Annotated in this window: 18 protein-coding genes; 1 reads left to right on the top strand and 17 read right to left on the bottom strand. The window is 41.1% G+C overall.

Features of this window, described 5'->3' with window-relative positions:
- Positions 1-147 precede the first annotated feature (147 nt).
- Genes I6N95_RS16265 through I6N95_RS16285 form a run of 5 tightly spaced genes read right to left on the bottom strand, consistent with a single transcriptional unit; the run spans position 148 to position 4986 of the window.
- On the bottom strand, positions 148-1584 hold the full coding sequence (locus tag I6N95_RS16265; protein ID WP_209529877.1) for a glycoside hydrolase family 1 protein: 1437 nt from the start codon (positions 1582-1584) through the stop codon (positions 148-150).
- 18 nt (positions 1585-1602) lie between these two features.
- Complete coding sequence (locus I6N95_RS16270; RefSeq protein ID WP_209529879.1) at positions 1603-3048, bottom strand: glycoside hydrolase family 1 protein; 1446 nt, start codon at positions 3046-3048, stop codon at positions 1603-1605.
- A gap of 39 nt (positions 3049-3087) precedes the next feature.
- Positions 3088-3414, bottom strand: coding sequence for a PTS sugar transporter subunit IIA (locus tag I6N95_RS16275; RefSeq protein WP_209529881.1), 327 nt, complete (start codon positions 3412-3414; stop codon positions 3088-3090).
- 23 nt (positions 3415-3437) lie between these two features.
- Positions 3438-4661, bottom strand: coding sequence for a PTS sugar transporter subunit IIC (locus tag I6N95_RS16280; RefSeq protein ID WP_209529883.1), 1224 nt, complete (start codon positions 4659-4661; stop codon positions 3438-3440).
- 13 nt (positions 4662-4674) lie between these two features.
- The gene (locus tag I6N95_RS16285; protein WP_209529885.1) at positions 4675-4986 is read right to left on the bottom strand and encodes a PTS sugar transporter subunit IIB; all 312 of its coding nucleotides are present in this window, start codon (positions 4984-4986) and stop codon (positions 4675-4677) included.
- Between the two features lie 312 nt (positions 4987-5298).
- Between I6N95_RS16285 and I6N95_RS27740 the strand changes: the two genes are divergently transcribed.
- On the top strand, positions 5299-7200 hold the full coding sequence (locus tag I6N95_RS27740) for a BglG family transcription antiterminator (RefSeq protein WP_209529887.1): 1902 nt from the start codon (positions 5299-5301) through the stop codon (positions 7198-7200).
- 311 nt (positions 7201-7511) lie between these two features.
- Here the strand turns inward: I6N95_RS27740 and I6N95_RS16295 are convergent, their stop codons facing one another.
- From I6N95_RS16295 to I6N95_RS16350, 12 genes are all read right to left on the bottom strand, one after another.
- Positions 7512-8255 (bottom strand): DeoR/GlpR family DNA-binding transcription regulator, encoded by a 744-nt coding sequence (locus tag I6N95_RS16295; RefSeq protein WP_209529889.1) that lies wholly within the window; start codon positions 8253-8255, stop codon positions 7512-7514.
- Between the two features lie 241 nt (positions 8256-8496).
- Positions 8497-9417: a DUF1861 family protein gene (locus I6N95_RS16300; RefSeq protein ID WP_209529891.1), complete on the bottom strand. Its 921-nt coding sequence runs from the start codon at positions 9415-9417 to the stop codon at positions 8497-8499.
- A gap of 2 nt (positions 9418-9419) precedes the next feature.
- Positions 9420-10418, bottom strand: coding sequence for an ABC transporter ATP-binding protein (locus tag I6N95_RS16305; protein ID WP_209529892.1), 999 nt, complete (start codon positions 10416-10418; stop codon positions 9420-9422).
- A complete protein-coding gene (locus tag I6N95_RS16310) occupies positions 10408-11439 on the bottom strand; it encodes an ABC transporter ATP-binding protein (RefSeq protein ID WP_209529894.1) in 1032 nt (343 codons plus the stop codon). The genes I6N95_RS16305 and I6N95_RS16310 overlap by 11 nt, the downstream gene beginning before the upstream one ends.
- Positions 11432-12304 (bottom strand): ABC transporter permease, encoded by an 873-nt coding sequence (locus I6N95_RS16315; protein ID WP_347340571.1) that lies wholly within the window; start codon positions 12302-12304, stop codon positions 11432-11434. Before I6N95_RS16315 ends, I6N95_RS16310 begins: the two co-directional genes overlap by 8 nt.
- Positions 12294-13283 (bottom strand): ABC transporter permease, encoded by a 990-nt coding sequence (locus I6N95_RS16320; protein WP_347340572.1) that lies wholly within the window; start codon positions 13281-13283, stop codon positions 12294-12296. Before I6N95_RS16320 ends, I6N95_RS16315 begins: the two co-directional genes overlap by 11 nt.
- A gap of 66 nt (positions 13284-13349) precedes the next feature.
- On the bottom strand, positions 13350-15143 hold the full coding sequence (locus tag I6N95_RS16325) for an ABC transporter substrate-binding protein (RefSeq protein ID WP_209529897.1): 1794 nt from the start codon (positions 15141-15143) through the stop codon (positions 13350-13352).
- A gap of 1 nt (position 15144) precedes the next feature.
- Positions 15145-16800 carry a phospho-sugar mutase gene (locus I6N95_RS16330; protein WP_209529898.1) on the bottom strand — a complete coding sequence of 552 codons (1656 nt, stop codon included), beginning with the start codon at positions 16798-16800 and terminating at the stop codon, positions 15145-15147.
- Positions 16801-17049: 249 nt separating this feature from the next.
- The gene (locus tag I6N95_RS16335) at positions 17050-17799 is read right to left on the bottom strand and encodes a CPBP family intramembrane glutamic endopeptidase (protein WP_209529900.1); all 750 of its coding nucleotides are present in this window, start codon (positions 17797-17799) and stop codon (positions 17050-17052) included.
- Between the two features lie 111 nt (positions 17800-17910).
- Complete coding sequence (locus I6N95_RS16340) at positions 17911-18327, bottom strand: DUF3021 family protein (RefSeq protein WP_209529902.1); 417 nt, start codon at positions 18325-18327, stop codon at positions 17911-17913.
- Positions 18324-18776, bottom strand: a complete 453-nt coding sequence (locus tag I6N95_RS16345) for a LytTR family DNA-binding domain-containing protein (protein WP_209529904.1) — start codon at positions 18774-18776, stop codon at positions 18324-18326. Before I6N95_RS16345 ends, I6N95_RS16340 begins: the two co-directional genes overlap by 4 nt.
- A gap of 73 nt (positions 18777-18849) precedes the next feature.
- Complete coding sequence (locus I6N95_RS16350) at positions 18850-19023, bottom strand: hypothetical protein (protein ID WP_209529905.1); 174 nt, start codon at positions 19021-19023, stop codon at positions 18850-18852.
- Positions 19024-19267: the final 244 nt, after the last annotated feature.

The raw sequence follows: 19267 nt of genomic DNA on the forward strand, positions 1-19267 counted from the left end.
TATTTTTACATTAACCGGTTAATATAGACTGTAAACGTTTTTCATTTATTTGTCAATATTTTTTATTTTTTTAACAGCAACCACAAAAAAACTAGCGACTTTTTAATCAAAAAATCAACTAGTTTTTTTCAATTTAATAGACTTATTCTACAATTCTTCACCATTTGATGCGATTACTTTTTTATACCAATCAAAAGAATCTTTTTTATACCGATTGCCTGTTCCCCGTCCTAAATCATCAAAATCAACATAGACAAACCCATAACGTTTTGACATTTCAGCTGTACCCGAACTAACTAAATCAATCGGCCCCCAGGGTAAGTACGCCATCACTTCCACACCATCTTTAACTGCTTCTTTCATGGCCTTGATGTGCTCTCTTAGATAATCAATCCGATACTGGTCATGAACGGTCCCATCAACAAAAAGATCTTCATAACCAAACCCATTTTCAGCCACCATTAACGGTTTTTGATAACGATCCCAGTACTGACTCATGCAGTAATAAAACCCAAGAGGATCGATGGTCCAGCCCCAATCATTACCGGTCAAGTAAGGATTTTCAGTAATATCTGCCGCGTCCATCGTATTTTTCTCCGCATCGACTGTTCGTGAATAATAATAAGAAAAAGCTAAAAAATCACTGGTATTATTCTTTAGTAATGTTTGATCTGCCTCGGTTATCTTTACCTCAATGCCCTGCTCGTTAAAATAACGAAGCATTGATCCGGGATACGCCCCTCTTAAAGCCACGTCTGAAAAGAAGTATTGCATACGATTGCGCTTCATAGCAAAGGTCACATCTTCTGGTTTACAGGTTCGTGGGGCAAAGGTGCAGTCCGCCAACATAATTCCAATTTGATTCTCAGAATCAAGGGACTTAGCGATTTCCTTCAGTTTAGCATTGATCAAAAACTGATGGTGAATCGCTTGATACTGGGCTTCTTCAAAGTTATCACTGCCATCAGTTACTAATCCTAGGGACTTGAAACCACAATATTGAATCAAATTGATCTGATTAAAGGGAATCCAATATTTGACCTTGCCAGCATAACGTTTTAACAACGTCTCGCCGTAATGAACCATATAATCAATGACTTGCGGATTTTTAAACCCTCCTAGCGCGACAATATTCAGTGGAATATCGTAATGAAGCATGGTCACAATCGGCTCCATCCCATTGGCAATCACTTCAGCGATCACCTTGTCATAAAAAGCTAAGCCCGCTTCATTTGGCTGGGCCTCATCCCCTTGTGGAAAAATCCGCGGCCAAGCAATCGACAAGCGAAAGGCGTTAAATCCCATCTCTTTCATCAGACGGATGTCCTCTTTGTACCGATGATAAAAATCATTGCCATGTCGCTTAGGAAAATAAGCCTCTTGATCTTTTAACGCGGCGGCTAAACTAGCCCGCGTATGTTCATTTTCAACTAGCTCTTTGCGATTCAACCCAGGTTCATAACGGTGAATATCAGAGGTTGACAGAGAACGGCCATCCACATCATACGCTCCCTCAATCTGACAGGCCGCCGTTGCACCGCCCCATAGAAAGCCCTCTGGAAACCCCTTTTCTAATGGATACATTATCATCATTCCTTTCGTTTAAACTAATTGACTGCCATTTGAAGCAATCACTTGCTTATACCAGTCAAAACTTTTTTTCTTGATTCGCTGACCCGTTCCTTTGCCTTGATCATCATAATCCACATATATAAACCCGTAACGCTTACTCATCTCCGCAGAAGATGAACTCACAATGTCAATCGGTCCCCAAGCGCAATAGGCGATTAGTTCAACGCCTTCTTCGGCACAGCGTCTAAGCTGTTCAATGTGCTGACGGTAATAATCAATTCGATAATCGTCATTAATTCTTCCCGACTCTACTTGATCAATGGCGCCAAAACCATTTTCACCGATTAACAATGGCACTTGATAACGATCCCAGTATTGTGACAAACAATTATAAAAACCTAAAGGATCCATCCGCCATTCCCAAGGTGTTGGTTCTAAATAAGGATTTTGTTCAAAGGTGTTAGGATCCATTGAATTGGTTGCCGCGCTGATTGTTTTACTTGCGTAGTAACTGATGGCTAAAAAGTCCATCGTATTTTCCTTTAATAAGGTTTCATCTCCTGGTTCGAACTTAATGGCTAGTTGCTGATCGGCAAAATACTTCAGAGCATACCCTGGATATTGGCCACGCAATTGAACATCGGCAAAGAAATACTGCATGCGATTACGGGCCATAGTTAAAACCACGTCTTTAGGGTCGCAAGTCGCTGGATAAAAGGTACAATCCGCTAACATCGTGCCGATTTGAGCGGCGGGATCAATTATTTTTCCGAGGGCCTTGGTTTCAGCCGCTGCTAAAAATTGATGGTGGACAGCTTGATACATCAACTCCTCCATATTATCTGATTGCCCATCGTAAATCCCCAAGGAGCCAAATTGAACAATCGGCACTAAATTCACCTGATTAAAAACAATCCAATACTTAACTTTCCCTTTGTAACGTTTCAATAACACTTCGGCGTAGCGCTTGAAAAAACCGATCACTTGGCGATTAGCAAAGCCCCCGTATTCAGTAATTAAGTTCAAGGGGATATCGTAGTGGCTCATGGTGATAATCGGTTCCATACCCAAGCGAATAATCTCATCGATTAACCCATCATAAAATGCTAGACCGGCCTCGTTAGGCACTAATTCGTCGCCATTCGGAAAAATTCGCGACCAGGAAATGCTGGTTCTAAAGGTCTCAAAACCCATTTCCTTTAACAGCGCCAAATCCTCCTTATATGTATGATAAAAATTAATCCCATGTCTTTTAGGGTAATAGCCAACGGTATCATTAATAGCAGCGGCTATTTCTGCAAGAGTCCCACCTCCCTCTTTTTCAATTGCGCTGCGATTGATTTGCGGGTCATACAGATGAATATCGGAACTGGATAAACCTCTGCCATCTTTGGCATACTCTCCTTCAATCTGACAAGCAGCCACTGCGCCGCCCCAAAGAAAATCTGATTTAAAACCTGATGGTGTTGTTTTCATTCACTCTACCTCTCCTCGTACGCGAGAAGGCTTTCTCTTTTATTTTGTTAAAATCAGCTCAAACATCTCAACCAGCACTTTTGTTAACCGCAATTCACTGGAAATTGTCATCATCGTATCTTGTGCATGAGTAAATAACAGACTAGGCTCGTGTTCGATTCCCCGAGTTTCGTCTTGAATGACTTTCGTTTGTGATTGATGGGCTTTGACAATTTTATCGTGAGCCTCGCTTAATTTTAATGTCGCTTCTTTAAATTCTGCCTTTTTGGCGTGTTCAATGGCTTCATTTGCTAACACTCGAGCATCCCCGGCATGTAGGATGATTTGCATCGCAACTGGTACCAATTCATTGTCTTCCATAGACATGGATTTTCCCCCATTCGCTACATTTATTTTTCTTCGGCAAGCACTTGTTTTTCATATACTTTAAAAAATGGCAACCAGATAAACAAGTAGATCACAAATAACAAGGCATAAACAATCAGCGCTCGCCAATCTTCTGTAATCATCACACTTGAAAAGGGCGCTGGAATCTGCCCAACTTGAATCATTTTACTTGGGATTTTCAATAAATCTGTCCTCATCGCGATCCAAACTACGATAGGCCCAATAATTGAATTCACCCACATCGGCAACATCAGCATCGGATTCATAACGACTGGCCCACTAAACATGATTGGTTCGTTGATATTAAAAATCGAAGGGCCAATGCAAATCCGACCGATTGTCTTCAACCTAGGCGATTTTGACCAAAGCATCAACACGTTTAAGCCTAAGGTGGCCCCCATTCCTCCCATGGTTATTAACGCCGCCGTAAAGACCGTCTCGCTTGTCACAATATAGGTCGCAGCCTGTCCAGCTTCAACTGCGGCAATATTGGCGGAGATTCCCGCCATAAAAATCGGCGTTGTCACAGGGCCAAACAGCCAGCTGGAGATGCCCATTGAATAAAAGAAAGAAGGAATAAAGCACACCAGAATAAAGCCTGGCAGGGTTTGCCCAAAACTTTGAAGAAGTGAAAAAAGTTTTACAATTAAATCAAACATGTCTAAATCAAATTTAAAGGTTATCAGAGCTGACAAACCTACGGCAATTGAAATTGGGATAATATTATTGATCCACTCCACCACAAAATCAGGAACCTCCGAGTTTTTTAACACGTTTAGTTTGCTATAATTATGAAACACAATTGCTACCAGCAAACCGGAAATCATCCCTACTAAAATTCCGGTTGGGCCTAATCGACCAAATTCAACCGTCATATTGCCATCAGCAAAAACCGGTTTGATATACATTAAAAACACACAGATCGAGACCAAACTGGCTGAAACTGCATAACCAGGATGACGTAACTTTTCCATCGCCTGGTTAGTCACCATAAAGGCGGTAATCAACCCGATCATGCCAAAGGTATAATCTGCTAGCTTTCCCAGATCTGGCAAAACAGCCAGATAAGACCTAAAAACATTGTAAAAGAAGACTAGTGAGCCAGTTAAGATAAAAGGTATCAATTTTTGCATGGCCCCTGATACAGCCGCAACCCAGGGCCTCTTGGTTAACTTTTGCATGGCCGGTGCAAATGAATTCGCCAACCAATCCATAAATTTAGTCATACTCGTTTCCTCCTTAAGTCAAATTAGCTAATGCTAAATCCAGCAGTTTATCCCCATCCAGCATGCCATAAATGTCTTGAGGAATAACGATGACTGGCACATTGTACGGTTTCGCCATCTCCGCCATTTCCTCCTGATAACTAGCATAATGAGGTCCTAATAATAAAATATCCACACTAGAAAAATATTGCGGGGCCTCACTTTCGCTTCGTGCTTCAATTGAGGCTTCAATGCCTCTCTTTTTGGCTGCTTTCCTAGCTTTTTGAGCAAGCAGTCCACTGGACATCCCTGCCCCGCAGCAAAGTAACATACGAATGTTTTCCATCTCTCATTCACTCCTTTATTTTTTTGACACCCTTATCATCTCCTAAAACCGTCATACCTCTCAACTAAACCTTTTCACCACGTCGTGCACTTGAAGGAGTTAACTCGTTGCACCCCCTCAGGAAAAACACTGGTTGAGACCCCTTACATTTCTTTCTATAATAAACTCGTGTATCATCAACCTATCACAATTAAAGAGACCGTTATCGCATAGAGACGGTCATCATCAGAGATCGATTAGGCGATAGCCATGAAGGACGCTGGCGACTTGCTTTATCCGATTTTTTATCGACTTTACTAGGAGGTTACATCAGTGAAAGAGAAGCAAAGAGAACTACTATTGTTTTTAGTTGAAAAGGAGCAGCCCTTGACTTCCAAACAATTAAGTTCCCACTTAGGTATTTCTCAACGAACCATTAAAAACTATGTCAAAGAACTAAACAGCCACGACTCTCAGCTCGTCATTGCCTCAAGCCAACAGGGGTATTTGGCGATCAAAGACTCTGCAATGGCCTTGCTTGAACACGCTGAGCAAGTTGTGACCATCCCTCAGGATTATATGGAACGAGCCTACTACATCATCAAAAAATTATTGATCAGTCACGAGATTGTCAGTATCTTTGATCTATGTGAGGAACTTCATATCAGTTACTCCACATTAAAAAATTTACTTACTAAGATGAATGGCACATTTGAATCCTTTCATCTCCACTTCTCCTCCACTAACAACTACTTAAAAATTGTCGGGGAAGAGAAAGACAAGCGCAGTCTGATGTCCCATATTATTTACACGGAAACCAACAATAATTTTTTTAACTGGAATGGTCTTTTCCAAAGTTATGGGGAAGCCTACATTAAAAATCTGTCTGCCGTCATCAAAGATGTCTTTAAACAAAACCATTACGACATCAATGATTTTTCATTTATGAGTTTAATTTTACATTTGACGATTTTGATCAATCGAGTTAGGAGTGGGAAATACATTGAAGGGGAAACCATCTTGAACATTGAGCAAAAAGAAAAAAAGATTATGGAGGATCTTTGCGAGGCAATTGAAACCTCGTTTGACATTACTTTAACCCCTTCAGAAATCAGTGAAATATATATTCTATTTAAAACCGACGTTAACTTATCCCTTGTTCAAAATACAAAAGAGGTCAAAGAATTGGTTGGCGGGCCAATTTATCATAAAGCTATTGCCTTAATTGAATCCGTTAATCAGATGTACAAAATTGATTTAATGACCGATCATTTTATTATTCCTTTTGTGCTCCACTTGAAACGGCTGAAGACACGCTTAAAGTACCATACTTACAATAAAAACCCTATGATTCAAAGCATTAAACAAAGTTTTCCACTGATTTATGAAATAGCCGTGTATTTATCCATGCAACTGGAAAAGGACAATCAGGTTGTCATGGTTGAAGATGAGGTCGCCTTTATCGCTTTACATGTGGGAACTGAAATGGAGCGGCAACAAAAAAATGCTGAGAAGATTAAATGTGTCTTGCTTTGCCCTGATTATATGGCTATCTGTACTCGGATTGAAGGCTTTTTATTGGCCAACTTTAACCATGATTTGCATTTAGTCGCCTCGGTTCGTTACCAGCATCAACTTGACGCCTTAGATTTTGACTTGCTGATTACCACTTTTGAAATCGAGCCGACCAGTCAATACAAAATTTTCCAAATCAATCTTTTTGATGTGGAACGATCTAAGTCAGCACTTTACCAAGTTATCAATCAAATCAAAACGCAATCTAAAAATAACATTCTCAAACAAAATTTTGATCAATATTTTCAACCTGCTATTTTTTTTGTTAACCCGCCGTTTTCAACCAAAGAAGAATTAATCAGTCAATTGTCGCAACAGATGGCCACACTTGATTACGTATCTGAATCGTTTGGTCCCCATGTTCTGGAGCGAGAACAGATGTCTGCCACCTCCTATGGACAGATTGCTATTCCTCATTCCATTCATATGGATGCTATTAAAACCAGTGTCTCAGTGATTATCATGACCGAGGGTTTCCTTTGGGATGACACCCTCGTTAACATTATCTTGCTGACAGCGATTAACGATGTGGACCGCCGAAATTTTCGGATTATTTACGAGGCCATTTTAGAGCTATTTGAAGAAAAAGACATCGCCCAACTGGCCAGCTCACTGTTAACCTTTCAAGATTTTAAGCAGTTTGTAGACGCTAATGTTTAAGGTGTCACATGCTAAAAATTATTCGCTATATAGTTCCTATTAAATAATGACGATCAGTCGTTAAACTTCCAGCTAAAAAGAAGCTGAAAGCACCACTCTTTGTTCGTCATTATGTTGATAATCCAGTGGAACTATATGTTTGGATTATTTTACGGGATGTATATAGACAAAAAAATACTATTAAATCATACACCGAGCTTTCGCAGTGCGATTTAATAGTATCGACGTCTATGCCATGACCTTTCCAGAATAAAACTGATCGAACAATCAAACTAAGAATGGGAGCTATTCGACTCCCATTCTTTTGCTTGTTAGTCGGATAAAATATATGAATCAAGCTTTTGTTCATAAGCCTTCGGAATCTGGTTGGTTATCAACGTGACCTGATCTGTAACAGAAGCAAATTGATGAAAGGATTCTATCTCAAACTTTGTGCTATCACTTAAGACAAACGCTTGTTTAGAATGATTAATCAACGTTGACTTGAGTTCAGATTCATTAATGTCGGCATTGGTATAGCCCATCTTTAAGCTAACGCCATTAGCACCGATAAACACTTTGTCAAAGCTGCATTTCTCGATGGCTTGAATGGCGATGGGTCCAATAAAACAACCGGTCTTTCGTTTCATCTCACCACCAATAATAAAGGCTTTGAGGTTCATTTTTTCCAAAATAGAAATGTGCATAATCCCATTAGTAAAAACCGTTATCTCCTTGTTTGCCAGATGATTAAGAACAGCCGCAGTCGTTGTACCACCATCAAGAAAAATCACATCACCATCTTCTATTAAACTGGCAGCTTTTTTACCGATAGCCTCTTTTGATTCACTAAATCGTTGCAATCGCTGAGGCACGGAAAGCTCGCGACTAGTGTCAATTAACTTGGCAGCACCACCGTGAAACCGTTCGACTAATCCATGCTTCTCCAAGTACATTAAATCTCGACGGATCGTTTGCTCTGAGGTTCCAACTTTTCTAGCAATTTCATCAATGTAAACAACCTCACTATTTTTTAATTCGTCCAGAATTTTTTCCCGTCTCGTTAATGGAATCACTGTGTCTCCCCCTCTGCTTTATGTCTGACTCTGACCCACGGCCATGTTCCACATTGTCTACTATTTTATCTTTGGTCAGAATGGATTTATTCCTGACTCCACAGTCTCATGCTTACCTCATTATTTTACCAAACTATCTGGTCTAGAACAAACTCTGACTGCGCTCAACATTGTGCTAAACACGTCACCTCAGAGAAGGTTGCACTTTAGTGAGCAGTCTAGCCGTTTCATCTAACAATTCCTAAACAGATGTTAGTTGTGTAAAGGGATTGTCTATTTTAATAACCTGAGCATGGGAATCACCAACGCCCACATACAAGTCACAACTGCCGTCACCACGATCGACAAGACCACCACTAAAGATGACATCTTCAAGATCTGGTCGTTTCGCCTCACCAGCTGCAAACTCCGCTCTGACTGCCACTAGTTTCATCTCAGAATACGCCCCTGTTTTGGGGTTAATCGTAAAGGCCATAGAATAATAATGGCGACATTCTTCTTCGTCAAAACAGGCAATATGGCCAAGTACGCCAACTGTTTCCGAATCGAGTGGGTAAATCGCATTAGCGCCACCCCATTCCTCTGGGATAAATTGTGACAATAAAGGAGCGGCTAAAATCAGCTCATGGCTTAACTCTTCTAACTGGTTAACGTAAGTCAAGCCAATTTGACCACGACCGCCAAACTCTCCCTGAGGTCGCGTCAATACCATTATGCGGCCATCCACTAGTTCAGCTAAACGTAAATCTTTCATGCCTTTTGGCCCTTCAAAAAAGCGTGTCAAAGACATCACATCTTTTCCTCGGTAAAAAATTGTGCGCCAGCCCAAAGCCTCAGGGTTTTCTGGTAAGGGATAAATTTCAACCCCACCTAAAATAAGTTCCCCATTAATTCTGGTAACAAAAGGGTCCTGCAACTCAAAGGTAGGATAATCTGGCAATACTTCCCACTGAAGGTCAGAGACTTTGCCAAAAAAATGAATGGTCGCTTGCTCACTGTCCCGTCGCTCTACTCGACCGGCAATGATTTCCCTGCCATGATCGTCAAAAGGCGCCGTAATATTGTAAACATCTACCTCTGACAAGCCTTTAAAGATTAATTTTTTTCCTTTTACACCATCGGTTACGTGCTGACTTAATAACTCTTCACATCTTTGTTTCACGATTAATTCCCCACCATTTCTTTAATATCATGGACACGCATGCAGGCTACTTCTCGATTGCCTACAGCGGTCAGTAGTTGTTGCTCTTGACTACAGGCTGCCGTCGCATAAATACAACGAGGATGGAAGGGGCAGCCAGTTGGTAATTTTTTAATATCGGGTATATCGATGCCCTTTAAAGGCAGTTCGACTTGTTTAAACTGACCGTTAATCCCTTGAGGGACAGCCTGAATCAGCGCTTTAAAATAAGGATGAAGCGGGTCTGTTGTGGCCTCTTTAATCTGAGCCTTTTCAATGATTTCACCTAAGTACATAACGACCAGTTGACCATAGTCTGAAATATAACGGGCGGTTGCTAAATCATGGGTGATGTAGACAAAGGAGACGCCATATTTTTGATTCATGTCTCTCATTAGCTGCAACAAAGAAATTCGCAGAGAAACATCCACCATTGAAACCGGTTCATCCGCGACGATCAATTTAGGTTTTACCCCCAAAGCTCGGGCAATTAAAACCCGTTGCCGTTGTCCACCACTTAATTGATGAGGGTATTTATCGATGTAATGTTCCACAGGAACTAGTCCTACATCGGTTAACAGACGAGCCACTTCCACACGAGCTTCCTGCTCATTTGCCACAAACTTATGCTCAAGCAAGGGACTGCTCACTGAATGACAGATGGTTTTATAGGGGTTTAAAGCGGCAAAGGAATCTTGTTGAACCATTTGCACACTTAAACGATAATTCCGATAGGCTTTTTTATCCATCTTGCGAATATCCTGACCATAATATTTTATGGCCCCAGCAGTCGGCTGATGAATATCAACAATCGTTTTCCCTAAAGTGGTTTTGCCACAACCACTTTCGCCAACAATTGCCACACTTTCACTTTCAAAAACTGTTAAATTGATGTTTCTTAACACCGTGACCGTCTCGCTTTTTTTACCAAAAGAAAGGGTCAGATTTTCTATTTCCAAGATTGGGATAGGATTAGCTTTCATTGGACTCCTCCTGATAACGATTGATACAGCGGGCCACATGGGTTTCGCTTACTTCAAACAGCTGACAACTATCACTGGCTAAGCCTTGACAACCGACTTCCTGAGCACGCTGACAACGATTTTTAAAACGGCAACCACCATCTGCCTTTAGCATATCATAGGTGCCACCGGCAATGGCCTGTTTACTACTAATCTCGTCATTCATTGTGGGAATCGCTCCAAGTAACGCTTTCGTATAGGGATGAGCCGGAAAGCGATAAACGTCTTCGGTCTTGCCAATTTCGACAATTTGCCCAGCATACATCACCACAATCCGATCAACCATGGCGCTAATAATTGAAATATCATGAGTCAAAAAGATGATGGTCACATTTTTTTCACGGTTAATTTTTTTCAAAATATCGAGAATGTACCACTGAGTGATAACATCCAAAGCCGTTGTCGGTTCATCTAAAATAATAATCGACGGGTCCAACAATAAACTTAAGGCAATTAAAACCCGCTGCTTCATGCCCCCACTTAGTTCAAAGGGATACATCTTTAAGACATTCTTATCCAGACGGACATAGGCGCAAAGCTCTTCCACTTTTAGCCGCAGCGCCTCTGCGTCGAGAGCCTCCGCTCGTGTCGTATGGGCCTGATAGGTGTCAACAAAATGATCATAGACTGTTTGAATCGGGTTTAAGGCACTTTGAGCCGCCTGAAACACTGTGGCAATCTCTTTCCAGCGAAACTCATTTTCCTGTTGAGAATCAAGCTCTAGCACATTCAATGCCTGGCCGTCGTTTTTTATAAACTGAACCTGCCCACTGGCAATCACCCCTGGGGCATCGATCAGGTTTAAAATCGCAAAAGCCAAGGTGGACTTGCCACTACCACTTTCACCAATGATTCCCATCATTTCGCCTCGATAAATATCCAAATCAATTTGTTCAATCGCTTTGATTTTTTTGATTTCTTTTTGCTGCTTTAAATTAAACTCGACCGATAACTCTCTGACGGTCAAAATCGGATTAGTCATTCATTTCGCTCCTCATTCTTGGATTAAAAGCATCTTCCAACCCTTTAGAAAACATAAAACAGGCCGTTTGAAAAATAATAATCCCAACAATCGGGGTGATCAAATAGATAGCCGCACTTGAACCAAACATCGCGCCTGATTTTGTCATGGCCAAGTTCAACATCATGCCCCAGTGCTCCCCTTTAAAGGGTGCTAGACCTAACATCATCAAGCCCACGGAAGCCAAAACGGAAGCCCGCATAATCAACACAAAATTAACGGCAATATAAGGAATTAAAGAGGGAAAAATATCATTGATGATGATGTGTTTCTTAGACATGCCTAACATATTACTGGCCATAATAAAGTCACTTTCCCGCAAACTAATAACCTGACTGCGAATACTGCGAGCCAAGCCAGCCCAATTCCATAGAGACAGCAATAAGCCAAACATCACAGGATTGCCCGCATTAACGACTAGGGAAAGCACCATTAAGACTGGAAAAGCCGGCACTGTAATCACCACATTGGTAATTAACATTAAAATACTATCGGTTCTACCACCAATAAAGCCAGAAATCGTGCCAATTAAAGTGCCAATGGCAATTGTAAAAACCCCAGCAAAGGTGGCTATCAAAATCACATCTTTGGTTCCCAGAATAAATTGCAACAACGTATCTCGTCCAGAAAAATCAGTTCCTAGCCAGTGCTGCAGGGAGGGCCCTTGAAAGCGCAAGCCATACTGGGCAGGTAAATCACCAATCAACAGACTGCCAAATATCGCGAATAATATCAACACCAACAAAATAGACATGCCAACTTTGGCTTGACCGTTAAGCATGATCACTTTAAAAAACAACTGGATTTTTTTTAATCTATTTTGCACCATGGGACCTCCTTAATCTAGGATCAATATAGCCATAAAGGAGATCCACAATAAAGTTACAAACAATCACCGTCATAATAATCATAAAAAACAGACCTTGCATTAAAGGTATATCTCTAACGGCTACACCAGTATTCAGGAAGAAGCCTACTCCGGGATAGGAAAAGACATTTTCAATCAAGGGCGCGCCCCCCACTAGCATGCCAAAGGTTGTCCCCAAGGCGGTAATCATCGGCAGTGAGGCATTTTTCCCGACATATTGCTTGCGGATAACCTTGTTGCTTAAGCCACGAGCCCGGGCGTACTTAATATATTCCTGATTCATGACGTTTGCCGCACTGCCTCGCATGTTGACAATCCAATTGGCAAACTGGACGATAAACAATGAGAGGACCGGCAAAATGGCATGGGTGAGAACACTGCCAATAAAGGCAAAAGAAAAGCCGGGATCAACTGTAGCGCTATAAGCTCCTCGAGAGGGTAATAAGCCCATTTGGACTGCAAAGATTGACACCAATAAAAACCCAATCACATAGTCCGGCACTGAACCAAAAATCGATGAAACAATATCGGTAATGGCATTGGCTTTTTTATCTTGCTTCCAAGCCACATAGAGCCCCATCTTCGTCCCGACAAAATAAGAAAGTATCGTTGCCAAACCGGCTGAAAACAAGGTCCAGGGTAGAGCGGCTTTAATGATGTTGACCACTGGCGTCTTAAAACGAATGGACGTGCCTAAATCACCCGTTACCAATCCTTTGACAAATTGCACCATCTGTTCCACAATCGTTTTATTCGGGTCATAATTCAACATGGTAATCGCCCGCTTGACTGCTTGTTCCTCGGAAATCCCTTGAGTGGTTCTTAATTCATTGGCAAGCACATGAACCGGATCTCCCGGCATTAATTTAACAATCAAAAAGGTCATAAAAACCGCCACAACAATCGTGACAGCCACAACTAATAATCTATTTTTCACGGTAACCTCCTTACAGATCAAGGCCGGGATAAACTCCCAGCCTTTGTCTGACGATCTTTCTCTGGCTTATTTGATGGCGTCTTTTAGGGTCCCTTCGACTAACAGCGTCGCAAACATCGGTTCCGCTACCCCGCTGAAACGAGGGTCTTGAATCAAGGTGTCGGCTTTCACGCCTAAATCGATGTCACTCTTTAAGGTTCTGACTGGGAAGCCTTTTTCAAGATAAGGAATAAACAAGGCATTTTCTGCTGTGACACTCATTAATTCTTTTAGCGTGGCCTCGTAGTCTTCACCAGAATCCACAAACAGTTGTTTCGTTAAATCGATAACATTGACCTCTTCACCTTCCGCATTTTCCAGCATCAAGCTGCCATCTTTCTCATTAGCCGCTAAGCCAAACAACCACAATCTGCCGCGGTACAGCTGTTCGTATGTCCCATAGGCATTGGCATAGATAATATTAGACGGTGGAGCAAATTCAATGGCCACACTATGCTCGCCATTTCTTAGATGAGCATCATAAGCGGCACTTTCCATCGGTTTGAAGGTCACGTCAAAGCCAAATTCTTTTAGGGCACTAACATAGGCTTCTCCTGGCAACAAAGCTGATCCCCAACCGCTATTAGCCGTCAGGTCAAATGAGACTTTTTGATTGTTTTGATCGACCCACTGATCATTTTTATCTTTTTTCCAACCAGCGTCTGTTAAGAGTTTTTCCGCTTTTTCTGGCGCGTAATCATATTGTGTTAAATTTTTCTTTGACCACTCATCAACACTGTGAATTTTTTGTAATGAGACTGGCAAACCGGACAAACTAGCTTCTGATGGCAAACTACCGACCTCTGCTAATGGCAATAATTCCTCTCGATTCAGCAAGTAGGACATGGCTTGTCTAAAGGCTTTCTCTTTGGCAAATTCCTTCTGAACATTAAAGACCACGGCCATCTGAGAATACTCCGGCAAGAAAAATTCCGTATAAGCTGGGATCTTTTTGCGCATTTGTTCAATCAAATCTAAATTCATGCCGCCGCTATGTATATCCAAGGTGCCTTCTACCATGGCATTAGCCGCAATTTCCGGTGTGGTCACACGAACGATGTTTACTTTTTCAAAACCTGTTTCCGTATAAAAATGCTCATTTTCAACTAAGCTGGCTTGGTCGGTGGTCATTTTTTTGACGGTATAAGCGCCAGAACCAACCATCTCTGTTACTTTTGGCTGATACTCGTCTAATTCTTGATTAAGGCTTTCTAAGGCCTGATTGCCTTCTTCCGTCATCCAAAAGGTATTGGTTTCCGGATGCCAGTCACGCTTCGTATTGGCGATTTCTTCGTATTGTTTGGCCCACTTGCCATATTCCGCTGCTGAGCCTTGAATCCGGACATCTGTCAGTAAGTTGGCCATTAAACTACTGTCGACTTTAAAATGAAAAGTCATCGTATTGGAGTCGTCGTAGTCAATTTTTTCTAAAAATTCCCACACTTGTTTTTTGCCGACCCACATGTAATAACTAGTGGCAATATCTTCAGTCGTAATTTTTTCACCATTGCTCCACTTAATGTCATCTTTCAGTGTAACGGTTACTTTTTGGTCATCTTGGGTAAAGGATTCCGCTAAATGGGGCTTGAAATGTTCATCTCCCACTGGGGTAAAAGCGAATAAAGCTTCTTGGACATAGGGATCTAATCCACCTCCAACATAACCACCAATAAAGGGATTCCCGTGCGCCGTTGGAGGGATGACGTAATCACCGTTTAACGTCAGTTCATTTGGTGTTGTCTTCCGTTCGGTACTTTCATTTGATTGGCACCCTGCTAAAGCTAACAAGGCGATTAGTGCTAATCCGATAATTTTTTTCATCTTATTCTTCCTTTTCTGGTTTCATATTTTGATCAATCATGGTGACTAAATTAGCGATTTTAGTTGCGGATATCTCTTTGGTTGGGCTGTTAGCGCTTAGATAAAGCTTAAGCTTTGGTTCTGTTCCAGAAGGTCGGGCACATAACCAAGAGCCATCTGCCAACACGTGTTTCACTACTAAGGCTTGTTCAAATTCAAGTGGCACTGACTCTGAAGAAGAGCGGCGAATCCCTAACTCATAATCTTCTGTATAAGCTAAGTCATTTAAAGGCAGTTGTTTGAATTGTTCGTAGAGCCGTTTAATGGTTGCTTGACCCGCCCTGCCTGTCAGCGTCCAAGAAATCAAGCGCTCTTCGTAAAAGCCGTATTCATTAAATAAAGCCGTTAAACGATCTCCCAAAGTTTGCTGGCGATCCAGATAATAATTGGCCATGACGGCTAAGGCTAGGACGATTTGAATGCCATCTTTATCCCGGGTTAAAGGTTCCATCAAATAACCAAAACTTTCCTCATAACCTCCAACAAATCCAGCTTCGCCCTTTCGATTAATCACATCGCCAATGTATTTAAATCCCGTTAAGACATTTTCAACCTGAACACCGTGGGCTTTGGCAATCTCCGCCCCTAGCTCCGACGTGACAATGGTTTTAACGATATAACTGTCCGTCCCTAGTTGCTTAAATTTAATAAAGAAATCAATCAACAACGCACCTAACTGGTTGCCACTTAACAACTGGTATTCGCCTAATCGATCCTTGTATACGACTCCCACACGGTCGGCATCTGGGTCTGTCGTAATCAGAACGTCCAAGTCATACTTGCGACCATAGTCAATCAGCAAATCATAAGCGCTGACATCCTCTGGATTAGCGCTTTCAGTTTGTGAAAAATAGGGGTCAGCTGCCATCTGTTCCTGAACGTACACCACATCCCTAAAGCCATAGTCAGCCAGCATCTCTTTAACTGGTTCCCGAGAGGTACCATGCTGAGGGGAAAAGCCGATTTTCAATTTTTTAGAAGTCTCCACCATCGTGGCAATTCCTGCCAATTCCTTAATATACCTATTTTGAAAGCTCTGGTCCAAGTAGCTAATTCCCTGACGACTGGTCGAGTACGTAAAAAAATCACCATTATTCTCAATACAGTCAATCACCTTGGCAATTTCCTTCGGCAACATTTGACAACCTGTCTCATCATAAATTTTATAACCGTTGTATTCTGGTGGATTATGAGAGGCCGTTATCACAATTCCACATTGAGCTTTTAGCTGTCTCACACCAAAAGATACCAGAGGTGTGGCAGCTATGTCTTTAAATAAATGAACTTTAATCCGAAAGCCAGCCAACACTTCTGCTGTATGTTCAGCAAATTCTTTTGAATACAAGCGATTGTCATAACCAATCACAACAGCAGGTTGTTCCAAATCAGCGTACTTGGTCAACAAATACTGGGCCAACCCACGAGTTGCTCGAGCTACGGTCAACACGTTCATGCGATTGGTGCCGATGCCGATTAACCCTCGCATCCCCCCTGTACCAAATGGTAACTCCTGATAAAACATGTCATTTAACTGATCTTCTGTGGCTTCTATTAATTGTTTTTTCAATTGGTTATCGATTCGCATAGAGTCTAACCATTCTTTTTGATTCTTTTCCACGTCTTCCTCCAATAACTTATCATTTAGCAAACGTTATCACAACACAATGTTACATTTTTTTACATTTAAAGTCAATAACTTTTGTAAATAATTGTTAAAAACTGTAAAAAGTTGACGATTTCATCGGAAAATAAGCTTTACATTTCAACTCCCCTTCAAAATTAATCATATTTTTACAAAAAATGACATCTTAACGCGTATTTCAGACAATACAAAAAAGACTGATGGTTTATCAGCCTATCTTGTCTACTATGATATTAAGTTGTTTGAAAATAGCTGTCGCCAAAGCAAGACGGCCATTAGTGCCAAGACCAGACACTGAACACCTACTACAATTAATTCAGTTGTGACTGACGAATTCGTCAAATTGGATAAGATATTGTGGCAAGTATGCCAAACCATGACAGGCAAAATACTTCCTGTCAGCATTACCAACTCAGCCGTGACAATACCGAATAAACCAGCAAAAACAATTTGCACCACCGTTAAATTAAGGGCCGCCCCGCCTAAAACATTCACCAAGTGACCAATCCCAAAAAGACCAGCTGACAGTAAAATGGCTTTTTTTCTTGAACTTTTTTGTATATAGTTTAAGATTAACCCACGATAGATTAATTCTTCAAATACACCGACTGCTAACATAAAAAGAACTAACCAAACCCATTCTGTCAATTCGATGTGGTTCTTCATTCCTCCAGCAGAAGCTAAGCCTTCAATCACTAATAGCCCCATAAGCCATTTTCCGACAGTAAATTTTCTAAAGCCCAGTTCCTTAAAGGTAAACGAACTTAGTCTCGCCCAGATCAATGCCAACAAACAACCAACTGCGATTGCCACAAATTGGATCATATAGATGGTCCCTTGATTGGTTATCTCCTTGACGCCAATAATCACCCCAGCAATTGTCGGCATGATAAGTGACAGCAGTACTAATAACGTTAGCTTGCCGCCTATTTTCTCTTTTTTCTTAATTCCTAAATCTGTTGTTTTTTTAGTCATGATGATTATCCCCTTTAGCTTGTTTTTTCTCTACAAGGCTTATTCTAGGGGAGCCACGACCTGATTTCCAACGAATTTAACTAAGTGGTCATATAGCGTTACTAAGATGCATTATGCCGAATCAGTCTTGCGTTTTTTACGAGCTAAAAGCTGGGCATTAATATCAGCTGCTTCTTTTTTGTCATGGTTATAAAGCACATATTTCACCACTGCGAACAAGCCTAACACAATCACAGCATTAATGCTGATCGATAATAAACTTTGTTGCCACCCTGCCAAGTAACTGATCAAAATAATTGCCGCCATGATTATCACCAAATAACTGATTTGATTGAGAATCACTCGACGATTGCTATGGCGTTCATTGGGGATGAGCATTATTCCTAAAAGACTAGAAAAAAGCGCCATCCCTAAAAAGATACCCGTCACTTTCGCGGGAATATCGCCATTCATCATAAAATGAATCAGTGACAACACAGTGTAAACAATACAAAAGATCAAAAACCCATTCTTGCGATATGCTCTCATGACTTGTCCTTCCCAATTCCTAATTTATTTTTTAAGTTAGTGACATAAGAGCGAGAAATCGTCACTCGCTCCTGATTGACCAAACGAGCTTCGAAACGTCCACTAATTGTCGGATAAACGGCATCAATTTTATCGATATTGAGAATCATCGATTTTGACACTCGGATACAATCCACAATCGCTAGCTTCTCCTCTAATTGATACAGCTTATCCCGTAAGCTGTACACGTGTTCTTCCGTATATAAAAATGATTTTTTATCCACTGTTTCAATGTATAAAATAGCTTCATAGGCAATGGTATATAGCTCCTCATTACGCTCTCCTACAATATGAGTAACCGTCTCTTTTAAGTGAGAAATAGCTTGAGAAATTCGATCTGTCATGTGATAGACGTGAAACGAAACATATTCTTCCGCTGACTCTTCAATATTGTCGATAATTATCTTCATCTGAACCTCCTCTAGCCCAATATTCATTTTTATTTATCACAAAAAAGAACCCGATACGAGTTCTCTGCTTAACCTATTTATTCTTAATCGAACGCTTCATGTTTTTCTGCCCTTTTTGCTTATTGTCTCGATTAGGACTTTTGCCAAAACTGGCTTGATTGCCTTTATTAGACTGGATCAACGCCTGCAATTTTTGTTTCTGCTTATTTTTCTCGATTAGTTCTTTCGCTTTTTCTGTCTCACTCATCTTTTTCCCTCGCTTCCATCGTTCACCTATAAGGTTACACTGATTTGGACAAACTGTCACTAAAAAGATATTTCTTAAACCGACTTAGTTTAAAGCAATCCCTCCTACCAACCGCTAAACATCCCACTGCTTTGCCTAAGTGCCATAAAAGGGGCTGTTTGTGATATAATTAATTTGAAAACGTTTTACCTACAATCAACTGCAGATCATCACTAAGTTACACCAGCAGAGTCAATTGACAAGT

The sequence above is a fragment of the Vagococcus allomyrinae genome (assembly GCF_017829975.1).
GTDB classification, from domain to species: domain Bacteria; phylum Bacillota; class Bacilli; order Lactobacillales; family Vagococcaceae; genus Vagococcus_D; species Vagococcus_D allomyrinae.

What these genes read in the sequence shown, in the direction of transcription:
- I6N95_RS16280 (WP_209529883.1), bottom strand. Translation starts at nt 4,661, where the DNA reads ATGACTAAATTTATGGATTGGTTGGCGAATTCATTTGCACCGGCCATG.
- I6N95_RS16275 (WP_209529881.1), bottom strand. Translation starts at nt 3,414, where the DNA reads ATGTCTATGGAAGACAATGAATTGGTACCAGTTGCGATGCAAATCATC.
- I6N95_RS16270 (WP_209529879.1), bottom strand. Translation starts at nt 3,048, where the DNA reads ATGAAAACAACACCATCAGGTTTTAAATCAGATTTTCTTTGGGGCGGC.
- I6N95_RS16285 (WP_209529885.1), bottom strand. Translation starts at nt 4,986, where the DNA reads ATGGAAAACATTCGTATGTTACTTTGCTGCGGGGCAGGGATGTCCAGT.
- I6N95_RS16305 (WP_209529892.1), bottom strand. Translation starts at nt 10,418, where the DNA reads ATGAAAGCTAATCCTATCCCAATCTTGGAAATAGAAAATCTGACCCTT.
- I6N95_RS16345 (WP_209529904.1), bottom strand. Translation starts at nt 18,776, where the DNA reads ATGAAGATAATTATCGACAATATTGAAGAGTCAGCGGAAGAATATGTT.
- I6N95_RS16350 (WP_209529905.1), bottom strand. Translation starts at nt 19,023, where the DNA reads ATGAGTGAGACAGAAAAAGCGAAAGAACTAATCGAGAAAAATAAGCAG.
- I6N95_RS16265 (WP_209529877.1), bottom strand. Translation starts at nt 1,584, where the DNA reads ATGTATCCATTAGAAAAGGGGTTTCCAGAGGGCTTTCTATGGGGCGGT.
- I6N95_RS16335 (WP_209529900.1), bottom strand. Translation starts at nt 17,799, where the DNA reads ATGACTAAAAAAACAACAGATTTAGGAATTAAGAAAAAAGAGAAAATA.
- I6N95_RS16340 (WP_209529902.1), bottom strand. Translation starts at nt 18,327, where the DNA reads ATGAGAGCATATCGCAAGAATGGGTTTTTGATCTTTTGTATTGTTTAC.
- I6N95_RS16325 (WP_209529897.1), bottom strand. Translation starts at nt 15,143, where the DNA reads ATGAAAAAAATTATCGGATTAGCACTAATCGCCTTGTTAGCTTTAGCA.
- I6N95_RS16310 (WP_209529894.1), bottom strand. Translation starts at nt 11,439, where the DNA reads ATGACTAATCCGATTTTGACCGTCAGAGAGTTATCGGTCGAGTTTAAT.